Source organism: Streptomyces dryopteridis, assembly GCF_049606955.1.
GTDB lineage: Bacteria > Actinomycetota > Actinomycetes > Streptomycetales > Streptomycetaceae > Streptomyces.
Genome location: NZ_CP187114.1, coordinates 778,380 through 801,673, shown reverse-complemented (window position 1 = coordinate 801,673; position 23,294 = coordinate 778,380). Strand labels below are relative to the sequence as shown.

The following is a 23,294-nucleotide window of genomic DNA, read 5'->3' as shown; positions in this document are numbered from 1 at the left end:
CGCTCCACCCGCCCGCGCCGCGTCCCGGCGCGACCCCGCCCCGTCCCGCCCCGCGGACCGCCCGGACCCCGTCGGGCGGTGCGTGAACCGTGGACCTCGACCTGATCCGGGTGCTCGTCTTCGGGGTCGTGGGCCTGCTGTGCACGGTCTTCTACCGCAAGTACGCCGGCCCCGCCGAGCCGAAGGCCGGCCGGCGCGGCCGGGCCGAGGCCGCCGGGTTCGTGCCCCGGGAGCGGCTCAACACCCTGCACGCCGCGCCCGAACCGGCCCTCGACCACGCCCTCCTCGCCACGGGGCGCGGCGACTGGGGACCGGCGGCCCGGCTGCTCGCCGAGACCCGTGAGCGGCGGGACTGGGGCGCGCGGGGCCGCGTGCTCGGCGGCCTCGTCTCCCACCGGGCCTTGGAGCCGGACGGTTGGCTGCGGGCCTGGGAGGCGCAGGCGGGGGCGGACCACCCGGACGTGGCCCTGGTCCGGGCCGCCGCCGTCGTGGACCTGGCCTGGCACCACCGGGGCGGCGGCTGGGCCAAGGACACCGGCCCCGATCGCTTCGCCGGCTTCTTCGCCGCCCTGGCCCAGGCCCCCGCGCACCACGCGGCGGCGCGGGCCGCGAACCCCGGCGACCCGACCCCGTTCGTCGCCGAGCTGGCCACGGCCATGGGCACGAACGCCCCGTACGAGGAGGCGCGCGCCCTGTTCGAGGGGGCCGTGGCCCGCGACCCGCACCACCTCGGCGCGCACGCCGCGTTCCTCACCTACCTGCTGCCGCGCTGGCACGGCTCGCGGGAGCAGGCCCGGTCCTTCGCGCGGGAGGCCGCGGCGGCGGCCCCGCCCGGCGCCCTGCTCGCCCGGCTCCCGCTGCTCGCCTGGTACCTGACCGGCGGCGAGGAGGCCAAGACCGCCGTCCACCGCACCCCTGAACTGCGGGCGCTCGTGGACGCGGCCGGCGCGGACCTGGCGGCGGCCGTCCCCGGCTCCCCCGGCACGGCCTCGATGCACCACCTGCTGGCCTACTTCCTCACCCGACAGGGCCGGTACGAGGAGGCCGTGGCCCATTTCCGGCGGGTCGACGGCTTCGTGGCCGCCGCCCCCTGGACCTCCTGGACCGATCCGGCGGCCGCGTACTGCCACTGGCGGGAGAAGGCCGTGCGCGGGGCCGGCCGGCGCTGACGGGCGGGGCGGGCGCGGGCGCGGGACGGGCTCAGTCGGCGGGGCGGAACACCGGGTCGCCCTGGCGCAGGCCGAAGAGCTCGGCGGCCGAACCGCCCCGGACCACGAGCTCCGCGAAACCGATCCCCGAGCTGCCGACGGTGACCCCGGGCTCGCCCAGCGGCACGTCCGGGAGCCGGTCGTAACAGCGCACCCGCACCGGCCGGCCGGTGCGCCGGTCGTGGACGGTCAGCTCCGCGCCCTCCCCGTATCCGGGCAGGTCGGCCGCCGGCAGGTCCAGCTTGCAGTTGCCGAAATTGTCGACGACCGCGATCCGCGGCTCCCGCGCCGCCGGCAGCTCCACCGCCGTCGGCACGGCCGGCACCGGGCGGCCGTCGGTCAGCCAGCGGGCCAGCAGCGGCACGTACCACAGGCTCCGGAACTGGGTCCGCACGACCTCCTCGACCTCGGCCGCCGACAGCGTCGCCCACCCGGCCGCCGCGGCCTCCATGACCTCCCGCACGTCGGTGACGTGCACCTTCTCCAGGCCCACGTGCTTGGCGAGCACCCCCAGCACTCGGCTGCTCAGGGTGCTGACCACGAGGTGCTCCCCGTGCCGGAACCAACAGAACGGCACACCGTTGGGCCAGTGCCCGTCACGCGGCGCGATGTTGACCAGGATCACCACGGGCCGGCCCGGCCCCCCGATCAGCTCGGTGGAACGCAGCACGTCGAGCAGGGTGAGGGCCGCGGCCCCCTCCGGGTCCGGGCCGCCCAGCGGCAGCACGGTCGGCGTCGCGCCGAAGAGGGTGGCGATCCGGGCGGACTGCCGGGCCAGGGCGTTGGGGTCGGCGCAGTCGGTGAGCGAGACGACCGGGGTAGGGGTCATGGCGGGTTCTTCGCCTTCTGTCGGGTCAGGGCGGGCTCGGAGTGGGGGGCGGCTGGTCCGGGTGGGCGGCGGCCGGAGGCGACCGGTCCCGGGGACGAAAAAACGGACCCTCCGATTCGGAGGGTCCGTCGCATCCTGTGCGCACGCGGCTTCGCTAGCGAAGCGCCTCCGAGGTCGGGGGCGTCATTCGCATCATGGCGAGGTGGGCGGTGCGCTGCATGGCAGGGACGGTAGCACCCACCGAGACCGAAGCGGACATCCGTCCACGGAATGAACAGATCCGCTCCGCCCGCCGGCCGCGCCCGCCCCGCTTCCGGCCAGGTCAGGCGCCCCAGCGCAGGGCGATCGTGTCACCCGCCGAGATCACCTTCTCGCGGGCGGCGCCCGCGAACGCGGATCCGTCCACCGACACCTTCCACGTGTTCGACCCGCTGTTGACCTTGCCGTTCACCGAGGTGATCGTCCCGGTCGCGGTGGTCGGGGCCACCGAGTTCACGCAGGACGCGGGCACCGAACCGGAGCCGGCCGCGTCCAGGACCGCGCCCAGGGTGGTGGTCCCGGCGGTGGGCGTGATCGACACGGAGCACACCTTCAGGCCGCCGGCGCCGTCGTCCACCGTCAGGGCCAGCCTCGTCGCGGTCCCGGCCGTGAACGCGGACTGCGCGACCCACTGCGGGGCCCCCGCCGTCACCGGCACCGGCGGGGCGGCCGTGAACCCGCCGCCCGCCACCGCCCGCAGCGCGTCGATCGAGGCGTACGCCGAGGGCGCGGTGTCGGCGGGCTTGTACTTGAACCCGCCGGCCGGGTTGTACTGGTTGGCGAGCAGGAAGTCGATCGGGGTCTTGCCCGGGGTGGTGGTGAAATCGGCGCCCTGGGGGTTGAACCCGCACGCGTTCAGGCCGGCCACGCCCCACCCGTTGGAGCTGGTGTTGACCCCGTAGAGGGAGTTGAACGCGCCGGTGCCCGGGGCGAGGGTGCCCTTGAGGAAGTTCTTCGCCTGGACGACGTCGGCGTCGGTGTTCGGCACGCCGGCCACGCACAGCGCCGCCATCGCCGCGCCCGTCATGTCCACGTCGCCGGGCTGCGCGAGGGCGGTCGGATTGCCCTCGGCCTTGCCGTACTGCCAGCCGCCGTCGTTGTGCTGGTTGGCGCGGATCCGGGCGACGAGGGCGTCGGTGAGCGCCTGCGGTATCCGCTTGCCGCCGGCCTGGGTCTTCGCGCCGTGCAGGGCGAGGGAGGCGAACACGGTGCCGTTGAAGTTCCCGGAGGGCCCGAAGTAGCCGGGCTCGGCGGTCTGCCAGAAGGCGTACGTGTCGGCGATCAGGTTGCGGGAGGCGGAGACGCGCGCCGGGTCGATGCCGGCGGCGTACGCGTTGAGGGTGCCGCGCTCGTAGTCGGTGACGACCGGGGAGGCCGAGGGCCAGGCCGCCGTCGACAGCAGGTTCCGGTAGACGGTGCGCGCGTTCTTCGTGGTGTCCCCGCCGGGGTACACGTCGACGACGGCCGTGCCGGCGGTCGCGAACGCGCTGAACGCCCACTCGTTGGACAGGCCCGACCCGGCGTACGAACCGTCCGCCGCCTGAAGGGACTTGAGGTAGGCGACGCCGTTCGTCCTCGACGTGGCGATCTGGCCGGGCGTGGAGGTGGCGCCGGCCGGGACGGCGGCGAGGGTCGTGAGCGCGAGGGCGCCGAGGACGGCTGGCGCGAGGATCCGGGGCAGGGGGGTGCGCGGTCGGGGCATGGCGTGTGCTCCTGGGGTCGGGGGACGCCGGCCGCGACCCGGCCCCGCTCCGCGAGCGCGCGGCGGGCCTTCGAATGCGCGGGCCGCCGTCCGAGATCGCGTGGATTCGGCTACCTGTGAAGCCTTCTCGCACGGGCATTCGGGCTCGGCACGACTCCGCGTCGCGCCACACCGTTGCGCGTCAGCCCCGGCCTCTCACCGGTGTTCCCCCGTGCGCAGTGCCGGACGCTACCCCAGCGGACGCCCGCGCGCCATTCCCCTCCGAAACCCCGACCGGGCGTCCCCGCAGGTGAGACGCAGGCCACCTTGACGGCCCGAACGAATGCGTGTTCCATCACCGCTGAACAGCACTCAGCTCCAGGGGAAGCCGGTCGAACTCCGGCGCTGACCCGCAACCGTAGGCCCACGCCCCCCCGGGCGGGGCGAGCCGGACCACCGGGAGCCGACGTCACACGAACGCAAGGCGCCGTCGCGGACTACGGCGTGGTCGTACCGCCCCGACGACGCCGTGCCCACGGCCCGCGGGGCCGCGCCACGCCGCCGTCCGTCCGGCCCGGGGACCGAGGGGCAGCGGGTGGACACCGAGACGGACACCGGACGAGGCACGCGGAGAAGGCCCCGGGCGCGCGCCCTCGTGCCCACCGTGCTCGCCGCCCTCACGGCCCTGGCCGCCGCCCTCCTGCCCGCGCCCCCGGCGAACGCCGACCCGATGTCGGCCTGTACGGCCACCAAGGGCGCGGTGGTGGCCGTGGACTTCGGCCCGTTCGGCGGGAAACTGGAACGCGGCTGCGACGCCTCGCCCACCACCGGCTTCGAACTGCTGCGGGACGCCGGGTTCGTCACCACCGGCACCGTCCACGACGGCCCGGCCTTCCTGTGCCGGATCGGCCTCAAGGACGGCACCCAGTACCCGACCCCGGACCGCGAGGCATGCCGGGACACCCCGGGGGCGAACGCCTACTGGTCGTACTGGGTGGCCTCCCCGGGCCAGAAGAAGTGGAAGTACAGCCAGTACGGGGCGATGTCCCGCACCCTGCGCCCGGGGGACGTGGACGCGTGGGTGTTCGGCGCCACCGACATCGGCGGCACGAAGGGCGGCCCGTCCTTCACCCCCGACGACGTGCGGGCCGGGGCCCTGCCCACCGACCCGAAGGACCCGCCGGTCCCGAACGTGCCGCCGGCCGCCGCGAAGGTGGACAAGGCCGTCGGGTACCTGACGAAGCAGCTCACCGAGGACGGCACGCACGTCGACGACGGCGAGGGCGGGGTCCGGTACCAGCTCACCGTGGACACCGCGTTGGCCCTGGCCGCCGTCGACCGCAAGAGCCCGGCGGCCCGCGAGATCGCCGACTTCGTCGGCACCCCCGAACGCGTCACCGCGTACCTGTTCCCCGAAGGCCCCGCCAAGGCCCCGGACGCCACCGCCGCGGCCCGGCTCGCCCTGCTGGCCGAGGCCCTGGAACGCGATCCGCGTGCCGTCGGCGGCCGGGACCTCCTCAAGGACCTCACCGACCACGTGTGCGGCGTCCCCGGCCAGGCCGGCACCCCCCAGGACTGCCTGACCGAGGGCGACATCCGCAGCACCTTCCAGGCCGAGGGCCACGCCCTCGCCGTGATCGCCCTCGTCAACGGCGGCGTCACCCCGCCGAGTTCCGTCGTGCGCCGGCTGGCCTCCCTCCAGTGCGAGGACGGCGGCTTCACGAGCATCCTGCTCCGCGCCGGCGAGTGCGAGAGCGAACCCGCCGCGACCGGCCTGCTCACCCTCGCCCTCAAGACGGCCGGCGGCGACCCCGAGGCCCTCAAGGCCGCGCGCACCTGGCTCGCCGGGCACCAACAGGCCGACGGCTCCTACGCCTCCGCCTCCTACCCGACCGCCGGCAACCCCTCCTCGACCGCGTGGGCCGTCCAGGCCCTGCGCTCCCTGGGCCAGGGCGCGCGGGCCAAGGCCGCCGCGAGTTGGACGGCCGCGCAGCAACAGGAGGACGGCGGGTTCCCGTTCGAGAAGGACGACGGCGGCGGCTCCAACCTGTACGCCACCACCGGCGTCGTGATCACGGCCGCCGACACCGACATCGTCGCCCTCACCGCCAAACCCGCACCGCCCGTCACCCCGCCGACCGGCCCGCCCGGCGAGGGCCCGAACCTGGCCAAGGGCACCGCCTTCCTGACCGACCGGAAGAACCTGATCAAGGCCCGCTACTACGAGGGCGAGAACCGGGGCACCGGACGCGCCGACTTCGGCCTCACCATCGACGGCGCCTACGCCCTGGCCGCCACCGGCACCGACGACGACCACCTCGCCGCGATCGTCGAATTCGTCGAGAAGGGCGGCAAGGACTCCGAGGGCCGCGGCATCGACGACTACACCATGATCGGCACCCCGTACGCGGCCGGCGGCTCGATCGGCAAGACGGCCCTGCTCGCCCAGGCCGTCCGCCACGACCCGCGCGCCTTCGGCGGCCACGACCTGATCAAGGCCCTCGCCGACGTCACCTGCGCCGAGAAGTCCGCGGCCCCCGACCGCAGCTGCGCGGCCCGGGGCAACTACCGGCACGCGAGCAGCGTGTTCAAGCAGTCCCTCGGCCTGATCGCCCAACTCCGCGCCGGGGAGACGACCGCCGCCGCCGCACCCCTCGGATACCTGCTGTCCCTCCAGAACACCGACGGCTCCTGGCCCAGCATCATCCCGCCCACGCCCGGCGACTCCGAGGTCGACTCCACCGCCATGGCCGCCATGGCCGCCGCCGCGTCCGAGGACCCGGCCGCGAAGGCCGCCGCCGCCAAGGCCGTCACCTGGCTCGCCGGCCGGCAGCAGGCCGACGGCGGGTTCCCCGGGGCCTCCGGCAACTCCGTCAACAGCGCCGCCCTCGCCGTGCAGGGCCTCTCCCTGGCCGGCGCCGAACAGGCCGGCCCCATCGCCAAGGCCCGGAAGTTCCTCGCCGCGCACCAGAACGCGGACGGCGGCTTCCCCGTCGCCGTCGACGCCCAACCGGGCTCGGACGTCCGCGCCTCCACCCAGGCCCTGGGCGGCAGCACCGGCATCTCCTTCGCCGCCCTCAGCCGCGACATCAGCAAGGCCACGCCCCCACCGGCCGACCCCGGACCGGACCCCGACCCGGGCCAGAGCCCCAAGCCCTCCACCCCGCCGATCGTCACCCCCGGCGACACCGCTGGCACGGGCGGCGGTTCGTCGGGTGGTTCGTCGGGAGGTTCCACGAGCGGCTCCACGACCGGTTCCACGGGCGGCAGTTCCACCGGCGGCACGGGCGGCGGCGGCCCCCTCGCCTCCACCGGAACGCAGGTGACCCTCGTCGCCGCCCTGGCGGCCCTGCTCCTGGCCGCCGGCGGCGCCGTGCTCGTCGCGACCCGCCGGCGCGCCACCCCCGCCGCGGGCCCGGGCACCGACGAGAAGGAGACGGCACGATGAACCGCACACCCACGCCCACGCCCACGCGCCCGCGCGGCCGGGCCGGCCGCGCGGGCGCCCGTCTCGGCGCGGCTCTCGGCCTCACCGCCGCGCTGACCCTCGGCCCCGCCCTGACCGCCGCCGCCCCCGCGCACGCCGCGCCGCTGCCCATCGGCCAGTGCACCACCACCTCGGGCGCCGTGCTCGCCGTGGACTTCAGCCGCTGGGGCGGCCCCGTCCTGCGGTCCTGCGGCTCCACCCCCACCACCGGCTTCGAACTCCTCAACCAGGGCGGCTGGCGCACCACGGGCACCGGGCACGACGGCCCCGCGTTCATCTGCCGGATCGGCTACAGCGGCCACGAGGGCGGCCGGCAGTTCCCGCCGCCCGACCAGGACGACTGCGTGCTCACCCCGCCCGCCACCGCCTACTGGTCGTACTGGCACGCCGACCCGGGACAGAACACCTGGTCCTACAGCCAACTCGGCGCCATGCTCTACAAGCCCAACCCCGGCAGCGTCGACCTGTGGATCTTCGGCGCCACCGACATCGAGGGCACCCGGGGCAAGCCCACCCTCACCCCCGACCAGCTGCGCGCCCACAACGCCGCCCCCGTCGGCGGCCCGGCGCCCCAGGACACCCGCACGGCGCCCCCGCCGCCCCCGGGCACGAACACCGGCCCCCGCCCCGAGCACCCGCGGACCCCGCCGCCCGTCGAGGCCACCCCGCCCGCGAGCCCCCCGACCGCGAGCGCCCCGCCGTCGAGCGCCGGCCCCGACCCGTCGACGGCCCCGTCCGCGTCGGCCTCCACGAGCGCCCCGGCCCCGGGCGCGTCGAGCGCCGCGCCGAGCCCCACCGGGTCCGGGCCGGCCCTCGCCGCCGGGGCCGGCCCGAAGGTGGTGGACGCGGCGCCCGCCGCCGACGCCGAACACGACACCGGCACCCTCACCGGGGCCCTGGCCACCGGCGCTCTCGTGCTCGCCCTCGGGACCGTCGCGGCCCTCGTCGCCCACCGCCGGCGCCGAGCCGAGTGACCGCCGACCCCGTGAGCGCCACCACCCGCGTCCCGGCGCGCCCGCCGGCGGACCCTCCCGCACGCCTCGGGGCCGGCCGCCGGCTGCCGCGCGTCCTGCACCCCGTGGCCTGGTGGCTGTGGGCCCTCGCCCTGGCCACCGCCGTCAGCCGCACCAACAACCCGCTGCTGCTCCTGCTGGTCCTGGCCGTCCTCGGCTTCGTGATCACCCTGCGCCGCACCGAGGCCCCCTGGGCCCGGGGCTTCGTGTACTACCTGTACCTGGCGCTCACCGTCATCGCGATCCGGGTCGTGTTCCGGGCCGTGTTCGCCACCGGGATCACCCCCCACGACCACTTCCTCTTCTCCCTCCCGCACGTGCCCACCCCAGACTGGTACGCCGGCATCGAGATCGGCGGGCCCGTCTCCCTCGAAGCGCTCCTCTCGGCCGCCATCGACGGACTGCGCCTGGCGTGCATGCTGTGCTGCGTCGGCGCCGCCAACACCCTCGCCAACCCCAAACGCGCCCTGCGGGTCCTGCCCGGTGCCCTCCACGAACTGGGCGTGGCCGTCACCGTCTCCCTCAGCGTCGCCCCCCAACTCGTGCAGAGCGTCCAACGCGTGCACCGCGCCCGCAAACTCCGCGCCGGCCGCACCAAGGGCCTGCGCACGCTGCGCGGGATCGTCGTCCCCGTGCTGGAGGACGCCCTGGAGCGGTCGCTGCGGCTGGCCGCCGCCATGGACTCGCGCGGCTACGGGCGCGCGGGTCGGGCCACCCCGCGCTCCCGGCGGATCACCGGCGCGCTCATGCTCTCGGGCATGTGCGGCCTGTGCGCCGGGGCGTACGGGCTGCTGGACGCGAGCGCCCCGCGACCGCTCGGCCTGCCCGCGATGGGCGTGGGCGCGCTGCTCTGCGTGGCGGGGCTGCGCGTCGGGGGCCGGCGCGTGACGCGCACCGCCTACCGGCCCGATCCGTGGCGGGCGCCGGAGTGGGCGGTGGCCGGCTGCGGGATCGCGGCGGCCGTGCTGCTGTTCCTCGGCGCGGGATTCGACGCGGCGGAACTCAACCCGACCCTGTACCCCCTGGCCTGGCCGACCCTGCCGCGGGTCCCGACCCTCGCGATCCTGTTGGCCGGGGCCGCCGGTCTGATCGCGCCGCCGCCGCGGCCCCCCGTCCCCGCCCGTCCCGACGACCCCGAGGAACCCGCGTGATCACGTTCGACCGCGTCACCGTCGACTACGAGGACGGGACGGAGCCGGTCCTGCGGGACGTGGACCTGACCGTGGAGGAGGGTGAACTCTGCCTCGTGGTCGGGCACACCGGCGTCGGCAAGTCCACCCTCCTCGGCGCCGTCAACGGGCTCGTCCCGCACTTCACCGGCGGCACCCTGCGCGGCAGGGTGCTGGTGGACGGGCGCGACACCGCGCACCACCCGCCGCGCGAGCTGGCCGACGTGGTCGGCGTGGTCGGCCAGGACCCCCTCGACGGCTTCGTCACCGACACCGTCGAGGAGGAACTCGCCTACACCATGGAGCAGTTGGCGGTGCCCGCCGCGACCATGCGCAAGCGGGTGGAGGAGACCCTGGACCTGCTGGGCCTGGCCGACCTGCGGTACCGGGCCCTGCACGAGCTCTCCGGCGGGCAGCAGCAGCGCGTGGCCATCGGCTCCGTCCTCACCGCCCACCCCCGGATCCTCGTGCTGGACGAACCGACCTCGGCCCTGGACCCGACGGCCGCCGAGGAGGTGCTGGCCGCCGTGACCCGGCTCGTGCACGACCTCGGCGTCACCGTCCTGCTCGCCGAACACCGCCTGGAGCGCGTGGTGCAGTACGCCGACCGGGTGCTGTACCTGCCCGGGGACGGACGGGTGGTGGACGGGCCGCCCGCCGAGGTGTTCGCGACCGCCGGCATCGCCCCGCCGATCGTGGAACTCGGCCGGACGGCCGGGTGGTCCCCGCTGCCCCTGTCGATCCGTGACGCCCGCCGCGCCGCCGCCCCGCTGCGCGCCCGGCTCGCCGACACCACCCCGCCCCCGGCCCGCCCCGCGCCCGCGACGGATCGTCCCGCGGCGCTCACCGCGAAGGGGGTCACCGTCACCTACCGGGGCGTGCCCGCCGTCCGCGAGGTGGACCTCACCCTGTGCGCGGGGGAGGTCACGGCGCTCATGGGCCGCAACGGCTCCGGCAAGTCCTCGCTGCTGTGGGCCCTCCAGGGCTCCGGGCCCCGCACGGCCGGCGCCGTGCGGGTCGGCGGGGACGCGGGCCGGGGCGAGGACCCCCGGGCCCTGGGCGCGGCCCGGGCCCGCCGGCTCGTCGGACTGGTCCCGCAGACCCCCACCGACCTGCTCTACCTCGAATCCGTGCGGCAGGAACTCGACCAGGCCGACGCCGAGTCCGAGGTCGCGGCGCGGGGCACGGCCCGCGCGATCCTGGACCGGCTGGCCCCGGGCATCCCGGACGGGACCCACCCCCGGGACCTGTCCGAGGGGCAGAAACTCGCCCTGGTCCTGGCCGTCCAGCTCTCCGCCGCCCCGCGCGTGCTGCTCCTGGACGAGCCGACCCGGGGCCTGGACTACCGGGCCAAGGAGGAACTGATCCGGATCGTGGACGCGTTGGCGGCCGAGGGCCGGGCCGTCGTGGTCTCCACGCACGACGTGGAGTTCACGGCCCGGGCCGCCGACCGGGTCCTGGTGATGGCCGAGGGGGAGATCGTGGCGGACGGGCCGACGCCCGAGGTCATCGTGGCCTCGCCGACCTTCGCCCCGCAGACCGCGAAGATCCTCGCGCCGCTGCCGTTCCTCACCCCGGACCAGACGGCGCGGGCCCTCGCGGCCGCGGCCGACCGGGAGGGGGCGTGAGCGTGCGCCCGACCGCGGCCGTGAGCATCGGGCCCCGGGCCGGCCTGGTCATCGCTCTGGCGGCGTTCCTCGGGTTGGTGGCCTTCTTCTGGCCGTTCGTCGTCGCCCCGGGGAAGTTCGGCTCCCACTACGCCCCACCGCTGATCTTCGGGGTGCTGCTCGTGATCGTGCTGTGCGTGGTGATCTCCGAGATCGCCGAGGGCGGCATCACCTCCAAGGCCCTCGCCATGCTCGGCGTGCTCTCCGCCGTGAACGCGGCCCTCCGACCGCTCGGCGCGGGCACCGCCGGCATCGAGACGGTCTTCTTCGTCCTGGTGCTCGCCGGCCGGGTGTACGGGCCGGGCTTCGGGTTCACCCTGGGCTGCACCTCCCTGTTCGCGTCCGCGCTGATCACGGGCGGGGTCGGGCCCTGGATGCCGTACCAGATGTTCGGCTGCGCCTTCGTCGGGATGCTGGCCGGGCTGCTGCCCCGGGCGCGCGGCCGGTGGGAGGTGCTGATGCTCGCGGTCTACGGGTCCCTCTCCGGCTACCTCTTCGGGTTCCTCCTCAACCTGTCCTTCTGGCCCTTCTCCCTGGACCCGAACAGCTCCATCGCCTACCTGCCCGGCCTGCCCTTCACCGAGCAGTTCCGGCGCTACCTCGCCTTCGACCTGGCCACCTCGCTGGGCTGGGACACCGGCCGCGCCGTCACCAACTTCGTCTGCGTCACCCTCGCCGGCCCGGCGGTCCTCACGGTCTTCCGCCGCGCCGCCCGCAAGGCCCGCTTCGAGGCCCTGGTGTCCTTCCCGGACGCGCCGGCGGCGTGATCCGCGCGTCCCTCCTGTGTCCCAACTCATAGTCCGAATGCCGGAATCGGAGCGCCGATCGGGCGGGCCGGGCCTAGGGTGGGCGGCGCAGCTGGTTCGCCCCGTCCGCCAGGCGGGATGCGTCGCAAGAGGGAACCCGGTCGCTTTCCCTACCCGACTTGCAACCCCGAGATGCGGGGTGCACGGTTGGGAGGGATCTTCGAAGCATGGCCACGACGCGACTCCTGGGGGCTCTTCGCGAGTCCAAGCTCAGGGAGCACTCAGACTCCTTCGAGGGGCAAGACAACGACGTTCAGCGCGTCATCCTCAGTACCGGGGCCACCCTCGTACACATGACGCGAGACCGGGACGTATCCGGCCGCGAAGTCAGGATCTTCGACCGCCCGGAACTAGGCCCGTGGATTAAGAAGCCGAACCTGTTTGACGGTATTGCGGTCCAGAAGATTGACCGACTTACCCGTCGACCCGTTGACATCTACCTGTTCTTGGAGTGGCTTACCGCCAACGGTAAGTTCCTTATCTCCGCTCAAGGAGACGACACCCGCACGAAGGCCGGCCGTCAACGAGTCGAGATGATGGCCATGGTCGGCTCTTGGGAGTGGGACGCTATCCAAGAGCGTAACCAAGACTCTCACGAGCGCGCCCGTCTGGCGGGCCGCTATCACGGCGGAGTGGTCCCTTACGGCTATCAGGTTACCGGCACTAAGGGAAACTATTACCTTGAGCCGCACCCGGAAGAATCCGCCATCGTTCAAGGCATCGTGGCGGAAGTCATCGCGGGACTCTCCTACGAGGCCATCGCTAACCGGCTCAACGAAGACGAAGTGCCCACACCTAAGTGGGGTAAGCACTGGGTAGCCGCAACGATTCAGTACATCGTGACTAGTCCGGCACTCAGAGGCAGGGCAGTGCACAAGGGTGACGAAGTCATTGGGGAAGACGGTATGCCGGTCCAGAAGGCCGTACCGCTTATCTCCGAGCGAACCTACCGGGCGCTTAAGAAGGTCACCGACGCCAAGAAGGCTAAGTACGTTCCCCGGAACCGGTCAGACCGCACAGAGCTTATCCGCGTGATCGTGTGTATCGGGTGCGGGAAGAACAACAACCGACACAGAGGACGCAAGGGCACCCCATATCGCTACCGATGCATGAACAAGAAATGCCCACTACAGGGCATCAGACAAGAAGAGATTTGGTCCGTGCTTGACGACTACATGCGTCTCTTCGGGTCGGGGGTTGAGATCCATGAGCTTGAAGTGACTCCGGGACAGGACAACCGGGAAGAGATTCAAGAGCTCAAGGACCGGCTTAAGCGGCTTAGGCAGTCTCGCGAAGACGGAGACTGGGACGATGATCTTGACGCCTACATGTCTAGGCGCGACAAGCTCAGAGAAAGGGTCAAAGCGCTTGAAGCAGACCCGATCATCCCGGACAAGGAGACTTGGACTTCGACCGGGAAGAGCTATACGGACTTCTGGGCCAATGCGACTCGCCTAGAGAAGGGCGACGAGCTTAGGCGCATCAACTTCTATCTTGTGGTAGACCCGCGCGTGCCCGCGCAAGAGAAGGGACAGTTCACGTCCGGCCGGTACCGGGTGGTTGCTCCGTCTCAGTGGGAGCGCTGGAAGGTGTTGGGTATGCCCAAGAAGCGCTAGGACCAAAGGCCCCCCGAAAGGGGGCCTTTGGCTTATCCTCTCAGGTTGCACTGCTTAGATCGACTATGTAAAGTCGAAGACGTCAACAGGACAAGCCGCCCGAAGAAACCCCACGAGGGGTACCGCTTCGCCGACCGGCTTCCGACGACAACGCCCCCTCCTGCGGGAGAGGGCAGCCTTTCTTTTCGGACTGCACTGCTTAGGTAGTCTGCTAGAGTGGGAAACGCAAGCCGCCGGAAACGGAACGGCAAGCACCTTGAAAACCTCATACACGGTTATCCGCCGGGTGACGCACCAGACGCCGTAAGGCTAGAAAAGCGGCCCGATGGGATAGGCAGCCCTACTGAACGGACTGCCAACGCCCTCATAGCTCAATAGGCAGAGCATCAACCCTGAACGTTGATTAGGCCCCGGTTCGAATCCGGGTGAGGGCACTAGCCCCGGGTGCGCGACCCATCAGATAGAGCTAAGGCTCACGAACACGGTCGCCTCCTTTGCTTAGCGCCCGGGGCCCCTTTTAACGGTAAGGAGGACTAGTGAAGATCCTGTCCACCCATGATGAGCGCTCCGAAGCGGTAAGCGCCATGTTCAAGCACGCGGAAGCCCTCACGAATATGGGCCTTACCGCGCGCTACGGAGTATGCGTCAAGCCCGCGATTCACGGGACATGGCGGCTCATGCTCGCAGACTACGAGAAAGGAGAAAACTAAGTGACTCACGCGATTGAGTACCGGGGACGGTACGGGCCGACAAGGGAAGAGTTCCCCGACGAGGAGTCGGCACGCGACAGAGCACAGTACGTGATCCTGGCCGTAGACGAACGAGTAAGGGTCATAGAGCTGTGGCCCTAGAGTTCAACGGCTCAATCGGCGGCTGGCCATGGACCGGTTGGGTAGTCGAGACACGCGACGATATACCGGCCTTCGTGGACTGGATCAACCGCAACCGCCGGATGATCGCCTACGACACAGAGACAACCGGGCTCAAGGTCTACTCCGAAGGCTTTCAAGTCCGGGTAGCGCAGTTCGGCACTGAAACTGAAGCATGGGCTATCCCCGTTGAAGCCGATAGGGACTACTACTCCCACATCGTCAGATGCGCTCTCGAACACATCGAGTCGCTAACGATGCACAACGCCCCCTACGACTGGTTGGCCACAGACAAGAGCTTGGGTTTCAAGCTTGAGGACATGTGGCGCAAGACCGTCGACACTCGGACGATAAGCCATCTTATCGACAGCCGAGGTCGCCAAGAGGGCGGGACAGGGCACGGGCTTGAATACCTGGGAGCCGCCTACCTAGGTGGCGACGCGGAAGAAGGAGCCGTAGCCCTTAAGGAAGAGTTCCGGAAGATCAAAGCCACTAAGGCAACCGGCTATGCCCGGATTGATCTGTGGAACCTGCCTTACCTCAACTACGGTCTAGTTGACGTGATCATTGCTGCACGCCTCCGGGCTAAGCTCACTCCGCTCATACCGCGCTCAGCGCGCGGGCTTCTTCCCATGGAGACAGAGCTAGCCTTTATCGGCGCCTACATGCAGCGCAAAGGCTTCTTGCTGGATCGGGACTACACGGAGAAGCTGTCAGCTCAGTACGTGTACGACTACAACGTTGCCGCCGATGCCGCCGAAGAAGACTGGGGCATCACCAGCATTAACGCACAGATGCAGGTCATCTACGCGCTCTTGCGGGACGGCGCCATCAGAGCCCCAAAACAGTGGCTTGCAGCGCTCCGGGAAGAGAAGCCGGACGTGTGGGAGTCCCTGGGCCTCGGAGGGCGGCAGATCGCCCCTCGTGGCGCCGTGCTCCTGGGCGAGACGAAGACCGGCCTTCCCCAACTCGACAAGAAGGCCCTTGAGGAGCTGGTCAAGCGGGGACACCCGCTAGCGAAGATCGTGCGGGACGGTAAGCGAGCGCTGAAGTGGGACAAGTCCTACGCCGCAGCTTTCCTTGCGGACGCGGACGAGTCCGACCGCATCCACGCAACGATAAACACACTCCTTGCCCGCACGGCGAGGATGAGCGTCACCGACCCGGCTCTACAGACTCTCCCTAGCTCTGAGTGGGCTATCCGGGCTTGCTTCATCGCTGACCCCGGAGAGCTCATCTGCGGTATCGACTACTCGAACATGGAGTTGCGTGTCTTGGCCGCTCTGGCTCAAGACCAGGTCATGATGAAGGCGTTCCTTGACGGACTCAACCTTCACAACGTGACCGCTACAGCCGCGTTCGGAGACATGCCGTTCATCGACGGGAAGCACCCTGAGTACAAGCTTGGGAAAGGCTCCAACTTCGCGAAGGTCTTCGGCGGAGGATGGAAGACCCTCGTTACGCAGTTCGGCGCGGCCCCAGAAGCTGCTAAGGCCGTAGTCAAGGCGTTCGACGACACATACAAGGGCGTTACCGCCTACGCGGAGAAGAACCGGTCAGAGGCCATCCGGTTCGGCTACGTGACGACCGACAGCGGCCGTGTGCTGCACGTAGACCGTGACCGTCTGTACTCCTCCACCAACTACAAGGTGCAGGGCTTTGCCCGGGACCTGATGGGTCAGGGAGCTCTTAGGGTCCATCGCGCCGGCTATCTCGACTACATGCGGCTTATCGTGCATGATGAGTTCATACTCAGCGCCCCGAAGAAGCAGGCTAAGGAGATCGCTCACGAGGTAGGGAAGCTGATGTCTTGTGAGTGGCAAGGTGTCAGTATCCCGACTGAAGCTGAGGTCTACGGACGTAGCTGGGGTGACGGTTACCGTTAACGCTATTTGGCTTAGTCTAAGCAGTGAAGTTGTGATACCTTTGGGTTACACAACAGCTCAACGGAGAAGCCATGGAGAGTAACGAGTATCCGCCGACTGTGCAGTCGGTCATCAAGCTAAACGTGTTGGGCTACGGCGCTGACGAGATCGCCCGCATCGTCGGCCGATCACGTCGATGGGTGTTCCTCAAGCTCCGCGAAGCGGACCTGTCTAAGGAGTACCTGAGCCATAAGAAGTGGCTCCCTTGGCGCATGAGCGAGCGTCAGAACAACAGCAACATCGGCCAGAACGTCGCCATGCTGTCCCGGAAGATCCACGGGGAAGAGAACATCCCTGAGTTCAACACCGGCTATGGATGGGCCGTGCGGTCCCTGGCCGAAGGACAGGAGTACGACTACGACCAGGACGAGGGCCTGATCATGGTGCCCTTGGGCGAAGGTCCCGGACTTCTTGAGGCTTTGGTCCGTGAGGTCAGTGACGTTCTGCGCAAGGAACAGACTCGAAAGGATCATCAAGGCGAAGTAAAGTAACTGACCACCCGCAGATCAACAGGGGAAGGAGGTGCTAACCCTCCGATGTTGGGTCCCGTTCAGATCTTCATCCTTGAACGGTGCAACCTCTACGCTACGTCACAGGTCTATAACCTAACCGGACGCGTAGAGGCGTACGTCGGCCGCGATCATATCGAAGTGATCACGGAAGGCGAGATAACCGTATTCGTAGCTCTCATAGCTACCGCAGTGTTCAATCTTTCGACTAGGGCAACGCGCCTCGCGAGCCCTCTTGATGAGCTAGCGCGTACAGTCAATTCCCTGCGGGACGCCCTAGAAAAACTCGTTAGAGCGCCATCCTTCCGCGTTACTGCGCTGAGGCAACTTGCCCCGTGTAGCAGGTGCAAGAACTGTGACGGCGCCCGAGAAGCCGCGATGATTCACCACAGCATTAATCGCCGTTGGCGTCGCCATTATCGCTCTGTGAACAACGATCTCCTTGGCTCGAATAAGCCCCCCGCATATCAGGCTTAGTGAACGAAACAAGTCAAGAGAGAATCCCCCCACCGTGAGTACCACCACCGTTCGAAACGCCCCCATCGCTTCCACCGGCCTTTGGTACACATCCGGCCCTAAGGATTTCATCCTTGAAGCCGTTGAGTTGAACCCTGGTAAGGTGATCCACAAAGGGGTATGCGATAACGATCCCGACGCATGGTTTATGACCTGCATTGCGGAACCCGTTCTTAACTAGACGCACCTGATGAGGGGTTCTTGCTTCGGTAAGGGCCCCTTTCGGTTTGGAGACACATGGAGAAGCCCGCACACCGGTCCGTCTCTCAGCTCACGTCGTGGCTGTCCTGCGGAGAGGCGTACCGCCTACAACGCATCGAGAAGGCTCCCCAGCTACAGGCCGCGTGGTTCGCCCAGGGCCTCGCCATCCATGCGGCCGTAGAGGCTTACGAGTTGTCAGGCCGGCGCCTGACCCTTGCCGAAGCTCTCGACGTAGCCCGGGAACAGTGGGCCGCTGAGACAGCGAAGATGTACGCGGCGGACCCTAACCTAGACAACTGGCTCCGGGGCGGTAAGAAGTCCACTGAGGACGATCTGACCCAGCGGTTCCAGAAGGTCTATGAACACGTTGAAGGGTACATCCGATGGTGCGAGACCAACCGTGATCATGAGTGGCTGTACGTCTTTCCGGACGGTAAGCCGGGGGTAGAAGTCCCCTTCGAGATCATTGTCAACGGAGTCCCCGTTAAGGGAGCTATTGACCTGATCATTGAGACCTCTAATGGAATCAAGCTCCGAGACGTTAAGACCGGCACGAAGATCCCGCCTTCTCCGATCCAGCTAGCCGTCTACCGCTGGGCGGTTAAGGAACTCACCGGACAGCTGCCCTATGAAGCCGACTACTTCATGACTAAGGATTTTCGGCCGTCCAAGCCGGTCAACGTCTCCCACTACACAAGGGAGATGGTTGAGACGTGGTTCCGGAACTTTGAGACCGGAGTGCAGAACGAGGTCTACGTCCCCAACCCGGGACAGTGCTTCCCCTGCACTGTGAAGAACGCTTGTTCTTTCGTCTATTGAATTGCACTGCTTAGGATGAGCTGATGACTGACTTCCCCAACCCGTTCGCGGGCATGACCGACAGCAACAAGACCGACAAGAAGGAGAACGCCAACATGGCCGACCAGAAGAACGGCATCACCACTACCATCAAGTTCGGTAGCGGCTTTGACGCCCCGTGGGGCGTGCTGCACACGGCAGACCTCAATGAGGCCAACGAGATCATGGAGTCTGAGGAGTTCGGCCGGTACGCGCAGAACGTAGTCACGTACTCGAAGGCCGCCCAGGGGCTCTACGGCCCCGTGGCACCCGCCACGCGTCCCGCTCCGGCCGCACCGGCAGGCGGCGCAATGGCCGGCCTCCCGGCAGCCCAGACGGCCGGGAAGAGCTGCCAGCACGGCGCCCGCACGATGCGGACCGGCACCAACGCGCGAGGCCAGTGGACCGCGTGGTTCTGCCCCCAGCCGAAGGGTGCCCCGGACCAGTGCAAGGCCATTTTCGAGTAAGCAGAGCTGCACTGCTTAGAATTGAAATTGCACTGCTTAGTCTAGAAAGGGGCTAGTCGTGTATTCCATCGGAATGGCTAGCAATGCTCAGGGAGAAGCGTCCGAACCTCTCCCTACTGTGTGGCAGACCTTTACGGACGAGGGTGTGAAGTTCCGCCGGGGGGAGTTCGTGTTGATCGCGGCTGCCCCCGGCGTGGGCAAAAGCGCGCTAGCGCTGACCCTCGCCATCAAGAGCGGTAAGAAGGTCCTGTACTTCTCCGCCGACAGCGGGGCCCGCGTACAGCGGGCCCGTGCCGCGTCCATCCTCACTAAGGACCCGGTAACCAGCTACCTCGAAGGCATCGACAAGAACGACACAGAGCAGATGGACAGGCTTCTGTCCAACATGCTCAGTCACGTTTGGTTTGACTTCGACGCGTCGCCTGAACTCGAAACGCTCGAAGAAGTCACCCGATGCTATGCCCACCTCTACGGGTGGCCTGACGTGATCGTTGTCGACAACGTCAGCAACGTCTATGCAGGAGACACAGAAGGATTCGCCGGCCTCGAAGCAGTCTGCGACTACCTCAACGAGCTTGCCCGACAGACTGACGCTGTCGTTATCGGACTCCACCATCTGATTGGCGAGTATGAGGCCGGGGACAAGCCCGCGCCGCTTAGCGGACTCCGAGGGAAAATCTCGAAGATCCCGACCCTGATTCTGAATCTCTTCCGAGAGACAGAGACGACTATGGGTGTCGCCGTAGTCAAGAACCGATCAGGTAAGGCTAATGCCGCAGGATCCTTCTGGCTAACGCTTGACGCCGATCTCTCAACAATGCAGATCACGGACCCTGTTCATCAGATGCCGGACAACCTTACCGAGTTCCATTCTCGGCTTGTTGATCCGGTAACCGACTGGAATGAAGCCCGTAGGGCGGAAGAGATGGCCTATGCCGCTTAGCTACACCCGTAAGCCCCCGCCTCGCAGGGACGAGTACGACCAGGGCCGACAAGACGAATACGAGTGGGCCATGGTTCTCGTCAACCATGCCTGTTCTCTCCAATGTGCTGGAACCGTCCTCGGAGAAGAAGACTGCCCGATCTGCGGTCTCTCTGCCGACAAGGTCACAGAGCTTGAAGCGGAGCTGTCCCGTGAAGCCTAAGAAGGGGTACCGCAAGTGCGCGCGTTGCGAGAAGAACCGCGCGGACAGGTTCTTCACCGGGACCCGGGGCCGTATCTGCTCTACGTGTCGCAAGACGGCTCAACGAAGCAACTCCCACGAATCCCGCGTGATGCAGGTCTACGGCCTGGGCTCCGGGGAGTATGGAGAACTGCTAGCTAAGCAGGGTGGTAAGTGTGCGATCTGCAAGCAGACCCGCGCTAAGAACCTCGACGTAGACCATTGCCACAAGACTGGCCTTATCAGAGGTCTTCTCTGTGCGCGCTGCAACCGTCAGCTTCTCGCCCGAGGTCTCCGAGACGACCCGTGGATAGCGCTTAGCGCAGCTTCTTACCTCACAGACCCTCCAGCCCCCCAACTGATCGGAAGGCGATGGTACGGCGGAAAGCAACCTACAACCGGCCGCTAGCGCCCATAGGCGACGTCCTAAGGCACTACGGGGCCGAAGACGTGCCCGAGGGTGCCGGGTGGCTCAAGATGCTCTGTCCGGTCCACACAGAGGCCCGGCCGTCTGCATCCGTTAACCACGAACTCAGCTCGTTCAAGTGCCAAGCCTGTGGAGCGGGGGGCAACTCATGGACGTTCATTAAGCAACAGGAGAACAACGACTATGCCCGTGCCAAGCAAGTCCATGACGGACTTCTTGCAGAAGGCGGCGTATCAGTACGTGACCGATCTACACGGCCCGGAAGGCGCCCGCGGCCTCGACTGGTTGGCGGGACGGATGATCGACGCGAAGACCTCGGAGGCCGGCGAATTCGGCCTAGGCTACGTCCTTAACCCTCTCCCCGGTCATGAAGCTTATCGAGGCTGCATAGCGATCCCGTATATCCGCGCTGACGGAGTCGTTGTGAAGATCCGGTTCCGACCGATCGCAGCGAACGCAACCGTCAAGTACCTCGACGTTGCCGGGGCCTCACCCCGGCCGTACAACGTCCGGGCCCTCACGCAGTACTCACCCTTCGTCTGCATCACGGAAGGGGAGTTCGACGCCGTAGCCGCCGGGCTGTCCGGCCTACCCGCCGTGGGCATCCCCGGGGTAGAGCTGTGGTCGTCCTCCTGGGCCCGGTTGTTCCGGCAGTACCGGACCGTCTTCATGCTCCAAGACGGCGACGACGCGGGGGAGAAGCTAGCCCGGACCATTGCACGAGACGTGCCACAGCTCAGGCCGGTACGGATGGGCGAGACGAAGCACGACGACGTTAACCAACTCTTCATCACTCAAGGCCGGGACGCTGTCCGGGCCAAGATTGGACTCTAGTGGCTAAGCAGCCCTATCCCGTTGACACCCGCGTGAAGCTGTCCCCGGCGGGTGCTCAGGTCTTCCCGGTCCTCAAGGAGCAAGAGGGAGTAGTCACCTCGACCTACGGCAACGAGTTCGGAAAGACCGTCTATGACGTTGAGTTTGGCGGAGACACCTTGACGGTAGTCACGGTCATGCCTGATGAGATCAGGGCTCTCGCAGAGGCCGGCGACGCGGTCAACCATCCGGCACACTACGCCGTGGGTTGGTCTAACGGAGCTGAGGTCATCGACCTTACCGAACACCTTGTCTTCAACCGGGGTAACGCGGTCAAGTACCTGTGCCGTGCCGGTAAGAAGGCTGATGAACTGGAAGACCTCCGTAAGGCTCTTTGGTACGTCAACCGCGAAATCAATCGAGTGGAGAACGTTAAGTGAAGATCCTTACCATTGACATTGAGACTTCTCCGAACGTGGCCCACGTGTGGGGGCTGTTCAAGCAGACCATCAGTCTCAATCAGCTCATGGCCTCTGGCGAGGTCATCGCGTTCGCCGCTAAGTGGCACGGAAAGAAGGAAGTCAAGTTCTACTCGGTTCACCACGACGGGGCGGAAGCGATGGTGAAAGCGGCTCACGAGCTTCTGAACAAGGCTGACGCCGTGGTGCACTTCAACGGCAAGACCTTCGATATCCCGCACCTGAACCGGGCGTTCGTAGAACATGGGCTCACCCCTCCGGCACCCTTCAAGCAGATCGACTTGAAGCAGGTAGTTGCCAAGCAGTTCCGCTTCCCCTCGAACAAACTTGACTACGTCGTGCAGCGGTTGAACATCGGTAAGAAGACCCCACACACCGGACACAAGCTGTGGGTTGACTGCATGGCCGGCAACGCCAAGGCGTGGGCCCTCATGAAGAAGTACAACAAGATGGACGTTGAGGTCACCGAGAAGCTGTACGACCGGCTGATCCCGTGGATTCCCTCCCACCCTGCTCATGGCCTGTACGGCGACGAAAAGACCGTGTGTCCCAACTGTGGGGGCCCGGAGCTCAAGAAGCAGGGCAAGGCTTACACGGCCATGTCTGTGTATCAGCGCTACAAGTGCGTTGACTGTGGCCGTTGGTCGCGAGGGAACAAGCGCATCGACGCTACCCCGATCACTTCTATCCGTTAGATTGCACTGCTTAGGAATCTATGACTGACGATCAGTTCGCCTACGATCTCGACAAGCTGTCGAAGCGAGTAGGCAAGAGCCTTGCTCACAAGTACCGAGGTACAGATGCCGAAGACATCGCGCAAGCGATCTGTCTTGAAGTCCTGCAAAGGCGGGGCAGGTTCGAGAAGCTAGACAGTAACGAGCTTGAGCGCTCTCTCCGTTGGTACGGCAACCACTACTGCATGTCGGAGTTCGACAACTACCTCCGTAATAGCGGTAACTGGATCTACACGACTGACGTTGTCCGGCGAGTACTTGAGCACTGCATGAACGATGACGCAGTCTGGGACATGATGCCGGCCAAGGAACTAACCCGAGGAGCGACCGTCAACGCAGGGGGCATGTCCGTCTTCCTCTGGGACCTGAAAGAGGCTTACCAGAAGCTCAACGAGCGGGAACGAGACCTCATCGAACTCCGCTTCATCGACGGAATCAAGCCGGGTGACATGTCGCTAGGCGATCAGAAGGCCATCCGTCGCGGGATTCAGGACATCACCAGTTCGCTTAACCGGGGACTCTACAAGCGCAGTGAAGCGCACGAGGGGATCGGCTCCAACCGTGCACACACGACGCTAGCCGCCAAGGCGCGCAGGGACCACCACTACGACCCCGAACCCGACAAGCTTGAAGACGCCACCTCTTACCGGTTCTGCGGAGGGTGACCGTGACCGACCACTACGACATAGACACTTCTCCGCTCTCCGCTCTCTTCGACGATCCCGAAGAAGACAGCGAAGGAGCATGGGCTATCGCCAACGGATTCGGCTTCTTCGAAGACGACGACACGTTTCTCCGCACCCGCAAGGGTGGCCGCTATGACATCAACTATCTCTAAG

At 67.6% G+C, this 23,294-nt stretch carries 21 protein-coding genes, 1 tRNA gene and 1 pseudogene; 21 read left to right on the top strand and 2 right to left on the bottom strand.

Translation table 11 applies throughout. The annotated features are described in order from the left end of the window. The first annotated feature begins 89 nt into the window (after positions 1-89). Positions 90-1,169, top strand: coding sequence for a hypothetical protein (locus tag ACN20G_RS30100; RefSeq protein ID WP_424216391.1), 1,080 nt, complete (start codon positions 90-92; stop codon positions 1,167-1,169). Between the two features lie 31 nt (positions 1,170-1,200). Here the strand turns inward: ACN20G_RS30100 and ACN20G_RS30095 are convergent, their stop codons facing one another. After that, on the bottom strand, positions 1,201-2,037 hold the full coding sequence (locus ACN20G_RS30095) for an SAM hydroxide adenosyltransferase (protein WP_424216390.1): 837 nt from the start codon (positions 2,035-2,037) through the stop codon (positions 1,201-1,203). A gap of 322 nt (positions 2,038-2,359) precedes the next feature. After that, a complete protein-coding gene (locus tag ACN20G_RS30090) occupies positions 2,360-3,778 on the bottom strand; it encodes a hypothetical protein (protein WP_424216389.1) in 1,419 nt (472 codons plus the stop codon). Positions 3,779-4,352: 574 nt separating this feature from the next. On the opposite strand from ACN20G_RS30090, the gene ACN20G_RS30085 reads away from it, so the two are divergent. From ACN20G_RS30085 to ACN20G_RS29990, 20 genes and pseudogenes are all read left to right on the top strand, one after another. Beyond that, positions 4,353-7,205, top strand: a complete 2,853-nt coding sequence (locus tag ACN20G_RS30085) for a prenyltransferase/squalene oxidase repeat-containing protein (protein ID WP_424216388.1) — start codon at positions 4,353-4,355, stop codon at positions 7,203-7,205. Further along, positions 7,202-8,218 (top strand): hypothetical protein, encoded by a 1,017-nt coding sequence (locus ACN20G_RS30080; protein WP_424216387.1) that lies wholly within the window; start codon positions 7,202-7,204, stop codon positions 8,216-8,218. Before ACN20G_RS30085 ends, ACN20G_RS30080 begins: the two co-directional genes overlap by 4 nt. An 11-nt stretch (positions 8,219-8,229) precedes the next feature. Continuing rightward, positions 8,230-9,408, top strand: a complete 1,179-nt coding sequence (locus ACN20G_RS30075; RefSeq protein WP_424216386.1) for an energy-coupling factor transporter transmembrane component T — start codon at positions 8,230-8,232, stop codon at positions 9,406-9,408. Further along, positions 9,405-11,054, top strand: coding sequence for an ABC transporter ATP-binding protein (locus ACN20G_RS30070; RefSeq protein ID WP_424216385.1), 1,650 nt, complete (start codon positions 9,405-9,407; stop codon positions 11,052-11,054). The genes ACN20G_RS30075 and ACN20G_RS30070 overlap by 4 nt, the downstream gene beginning before the upstream one ends. Continuing rightward, positions 11,051-11,860: an ECF transporter S component gene (locus tag ACN20G_RS30065; RefSeq protein ID WP_424216384.1), complete on the top strand. Its 810-nt coding sequence runs from the start codon at positions 11,051-11,053 to the stop codon at positions 11,858-11,860. Before ACN20G_RS30070 ends, ACN20G_RS30065 begins: the two co-directional genes overlap by 4 nt. A gap of 206 nt (positions 11,861-12,066) precedes the next feature. After that, the gene (locus ACN20G_RS30060) at positions 12,067-13,515 is read left to right on the top strand and encodes a recombinase family protein (protein WP_424216383.1); all 1,449 of its coding nucleotides are present in this window, start codon (positions 12,067-12,069) and stop codon (positions 13,513-13,515) included. 360 nt (positions 13,516-13,875) lie between these two features. Continuing rightward, positions 13,876-13,949: transfer RNA gene (locus ACN20G_RS30055), tRNA-Ser, on the top strand. A 102-nt stretch (positions 13,950-14,051) separates the two neighbouring features. Then, complete coding sequence (locus tag ACN20G_RS30050) at positions 14,052-14,225, top strand: hypothetical protein (RefSeq protein ID WP_424216382.1); 174 nt, start codon at positions 14,052-14,054, stop codon at positions 14,223-14,225. Between the two features lie 215 nt (positions 14,226-14,440). Beyond that, entirely contained in the window at positions 14,441-16,270 is a 1,830-nt protein-coding gene (locus ACN20G_RS30045) for a DNA polymerase (RefSeq protein ID WP_424216381.1), read from the top strand. Positions 16,271-16,341: 71 nt separating this feature from the next. Further along, complete coding sequence (locus ACN20G_RS30040) at positions 16,342-16,800, top strand: hypothetical protein (protein WP_424216380.1); 459 nt, start codon at positions 16,342-16,344, stop codon at positions 16,798-16,800. Between the two features lie 771 nt (positions 16,801-17,571). Further along, the gene (locus ACN20G_RS30035; protein ID WP_424216379.1) at positions 17,572-18,354 is read left to right on the top strand and encodes a PD-(D/E)XK nuclease family protein; all 783 of its coding nucleotides are present in this window, start codon (positions 17,572-17,574) and stop codon (positions 18,352-18,354) included. A 23-nt stretch (positions 18,355-18,377) separates the two neighbouring features. Then, on the top strand, positions 18,378-18,839 hold the full coding sequence (locus ACN20G_RS30030; protein WP_424217454.1) for a hypothetical protein: 462 nt from the start codon (positions 18,378-18,380) through the stop codon (positions 18,837-18,839). A 58-nt stretch (positions 18,840-18,897) separates the two neighbouring features. Then, entirely contained in the window at positions 18,898-19,782 is an 885-nt protein-coding gene (locus tag ACN20G_RS30025; protein WP_424216378.1) for an AAA family ATPase, read from the top strand. 86 nt (positions 19,783-19,868) lie between these two features. Next, entirely contained in the window at positions 19,869-20,411 is a 543-nt protein-coding gene (locus ACN20G_RS30020) for an endonuclease domain-containing protein (RefSeq protein ID WP_424216377.1), read from the top strand. Then, positions 20,375-20,611 (top strand): annotated as a pseudogene (locus ACN20G_RS30015) (CHC2 zinc finger domain-containing protein); the annotation flags it as partial. The gene ACN20G_RS30020 and the pseudogene ACN20G_RS30015, both read left to right, overlap by 37 nt. 22 nt (positions 20,612-20,633) lie before the next feature. Next, positions 20,634-21,263, top strand: a complete 630-nt coding sequence (locus tag ACN20G_RS30010) for a toprim domain-containing protein (protein WP_424216376.1) — start codon at positions 20,634-20,636, stop codon at positions 21,261-21,263. Next, positions 21,263-21,682, top strand: a complete 420-nt coding sequence (locus tag ACN20G_RS30005; RefSeq protein ID WP_424216375.1) for a DUF3310 domain-containing protein — start codon at positions 21,263-21,265, stop codon at positions 21,680-21,682. The genes ACN20G_RS30010 and ACN20G_RS30005 overlap by 1 nt, the downstream gene beginning before the upstream one ends. Beyond that, positions 21,679-22,416, top strand: coding sequence for a ribonuclease H-like domain-containing protein (locus tag ACN20G_RS30000; RefSeq protein ID WP_424216374.1), 738 nt, complete (start codon positions 21,679-21,681; stop codon positions 22,414-22,416). Before ACN20G_RS30005 ends, ACN20G_RS30000 begins: the two co-directional genes overlap by 4 nt. A 20-nt stretch (positions 22,417-22,436) precedes the next feature. Continuing rightward, positions 22,437-23,120, top strand: a complete 684-nt coding sequence (locus ACN20G_RS29995) for a hypothetical protein (protein ID WP_424216373.1) — start codon at positions 22,437-22,439, stop codon at positions 23,118-23,120. A gap of 2 nt (positions 23,121-23,122) precedes the next feature. Then, entirely contained in the window at positions 23,123-23,293 is a 171-nt protein-coding gene (locus ACN20G_RS29990; RefSeq protein ID WP_424216372.1) for a hypothetical protein, read from the top strand. Position 23,294: the final 1 nt, after the last annotated feature.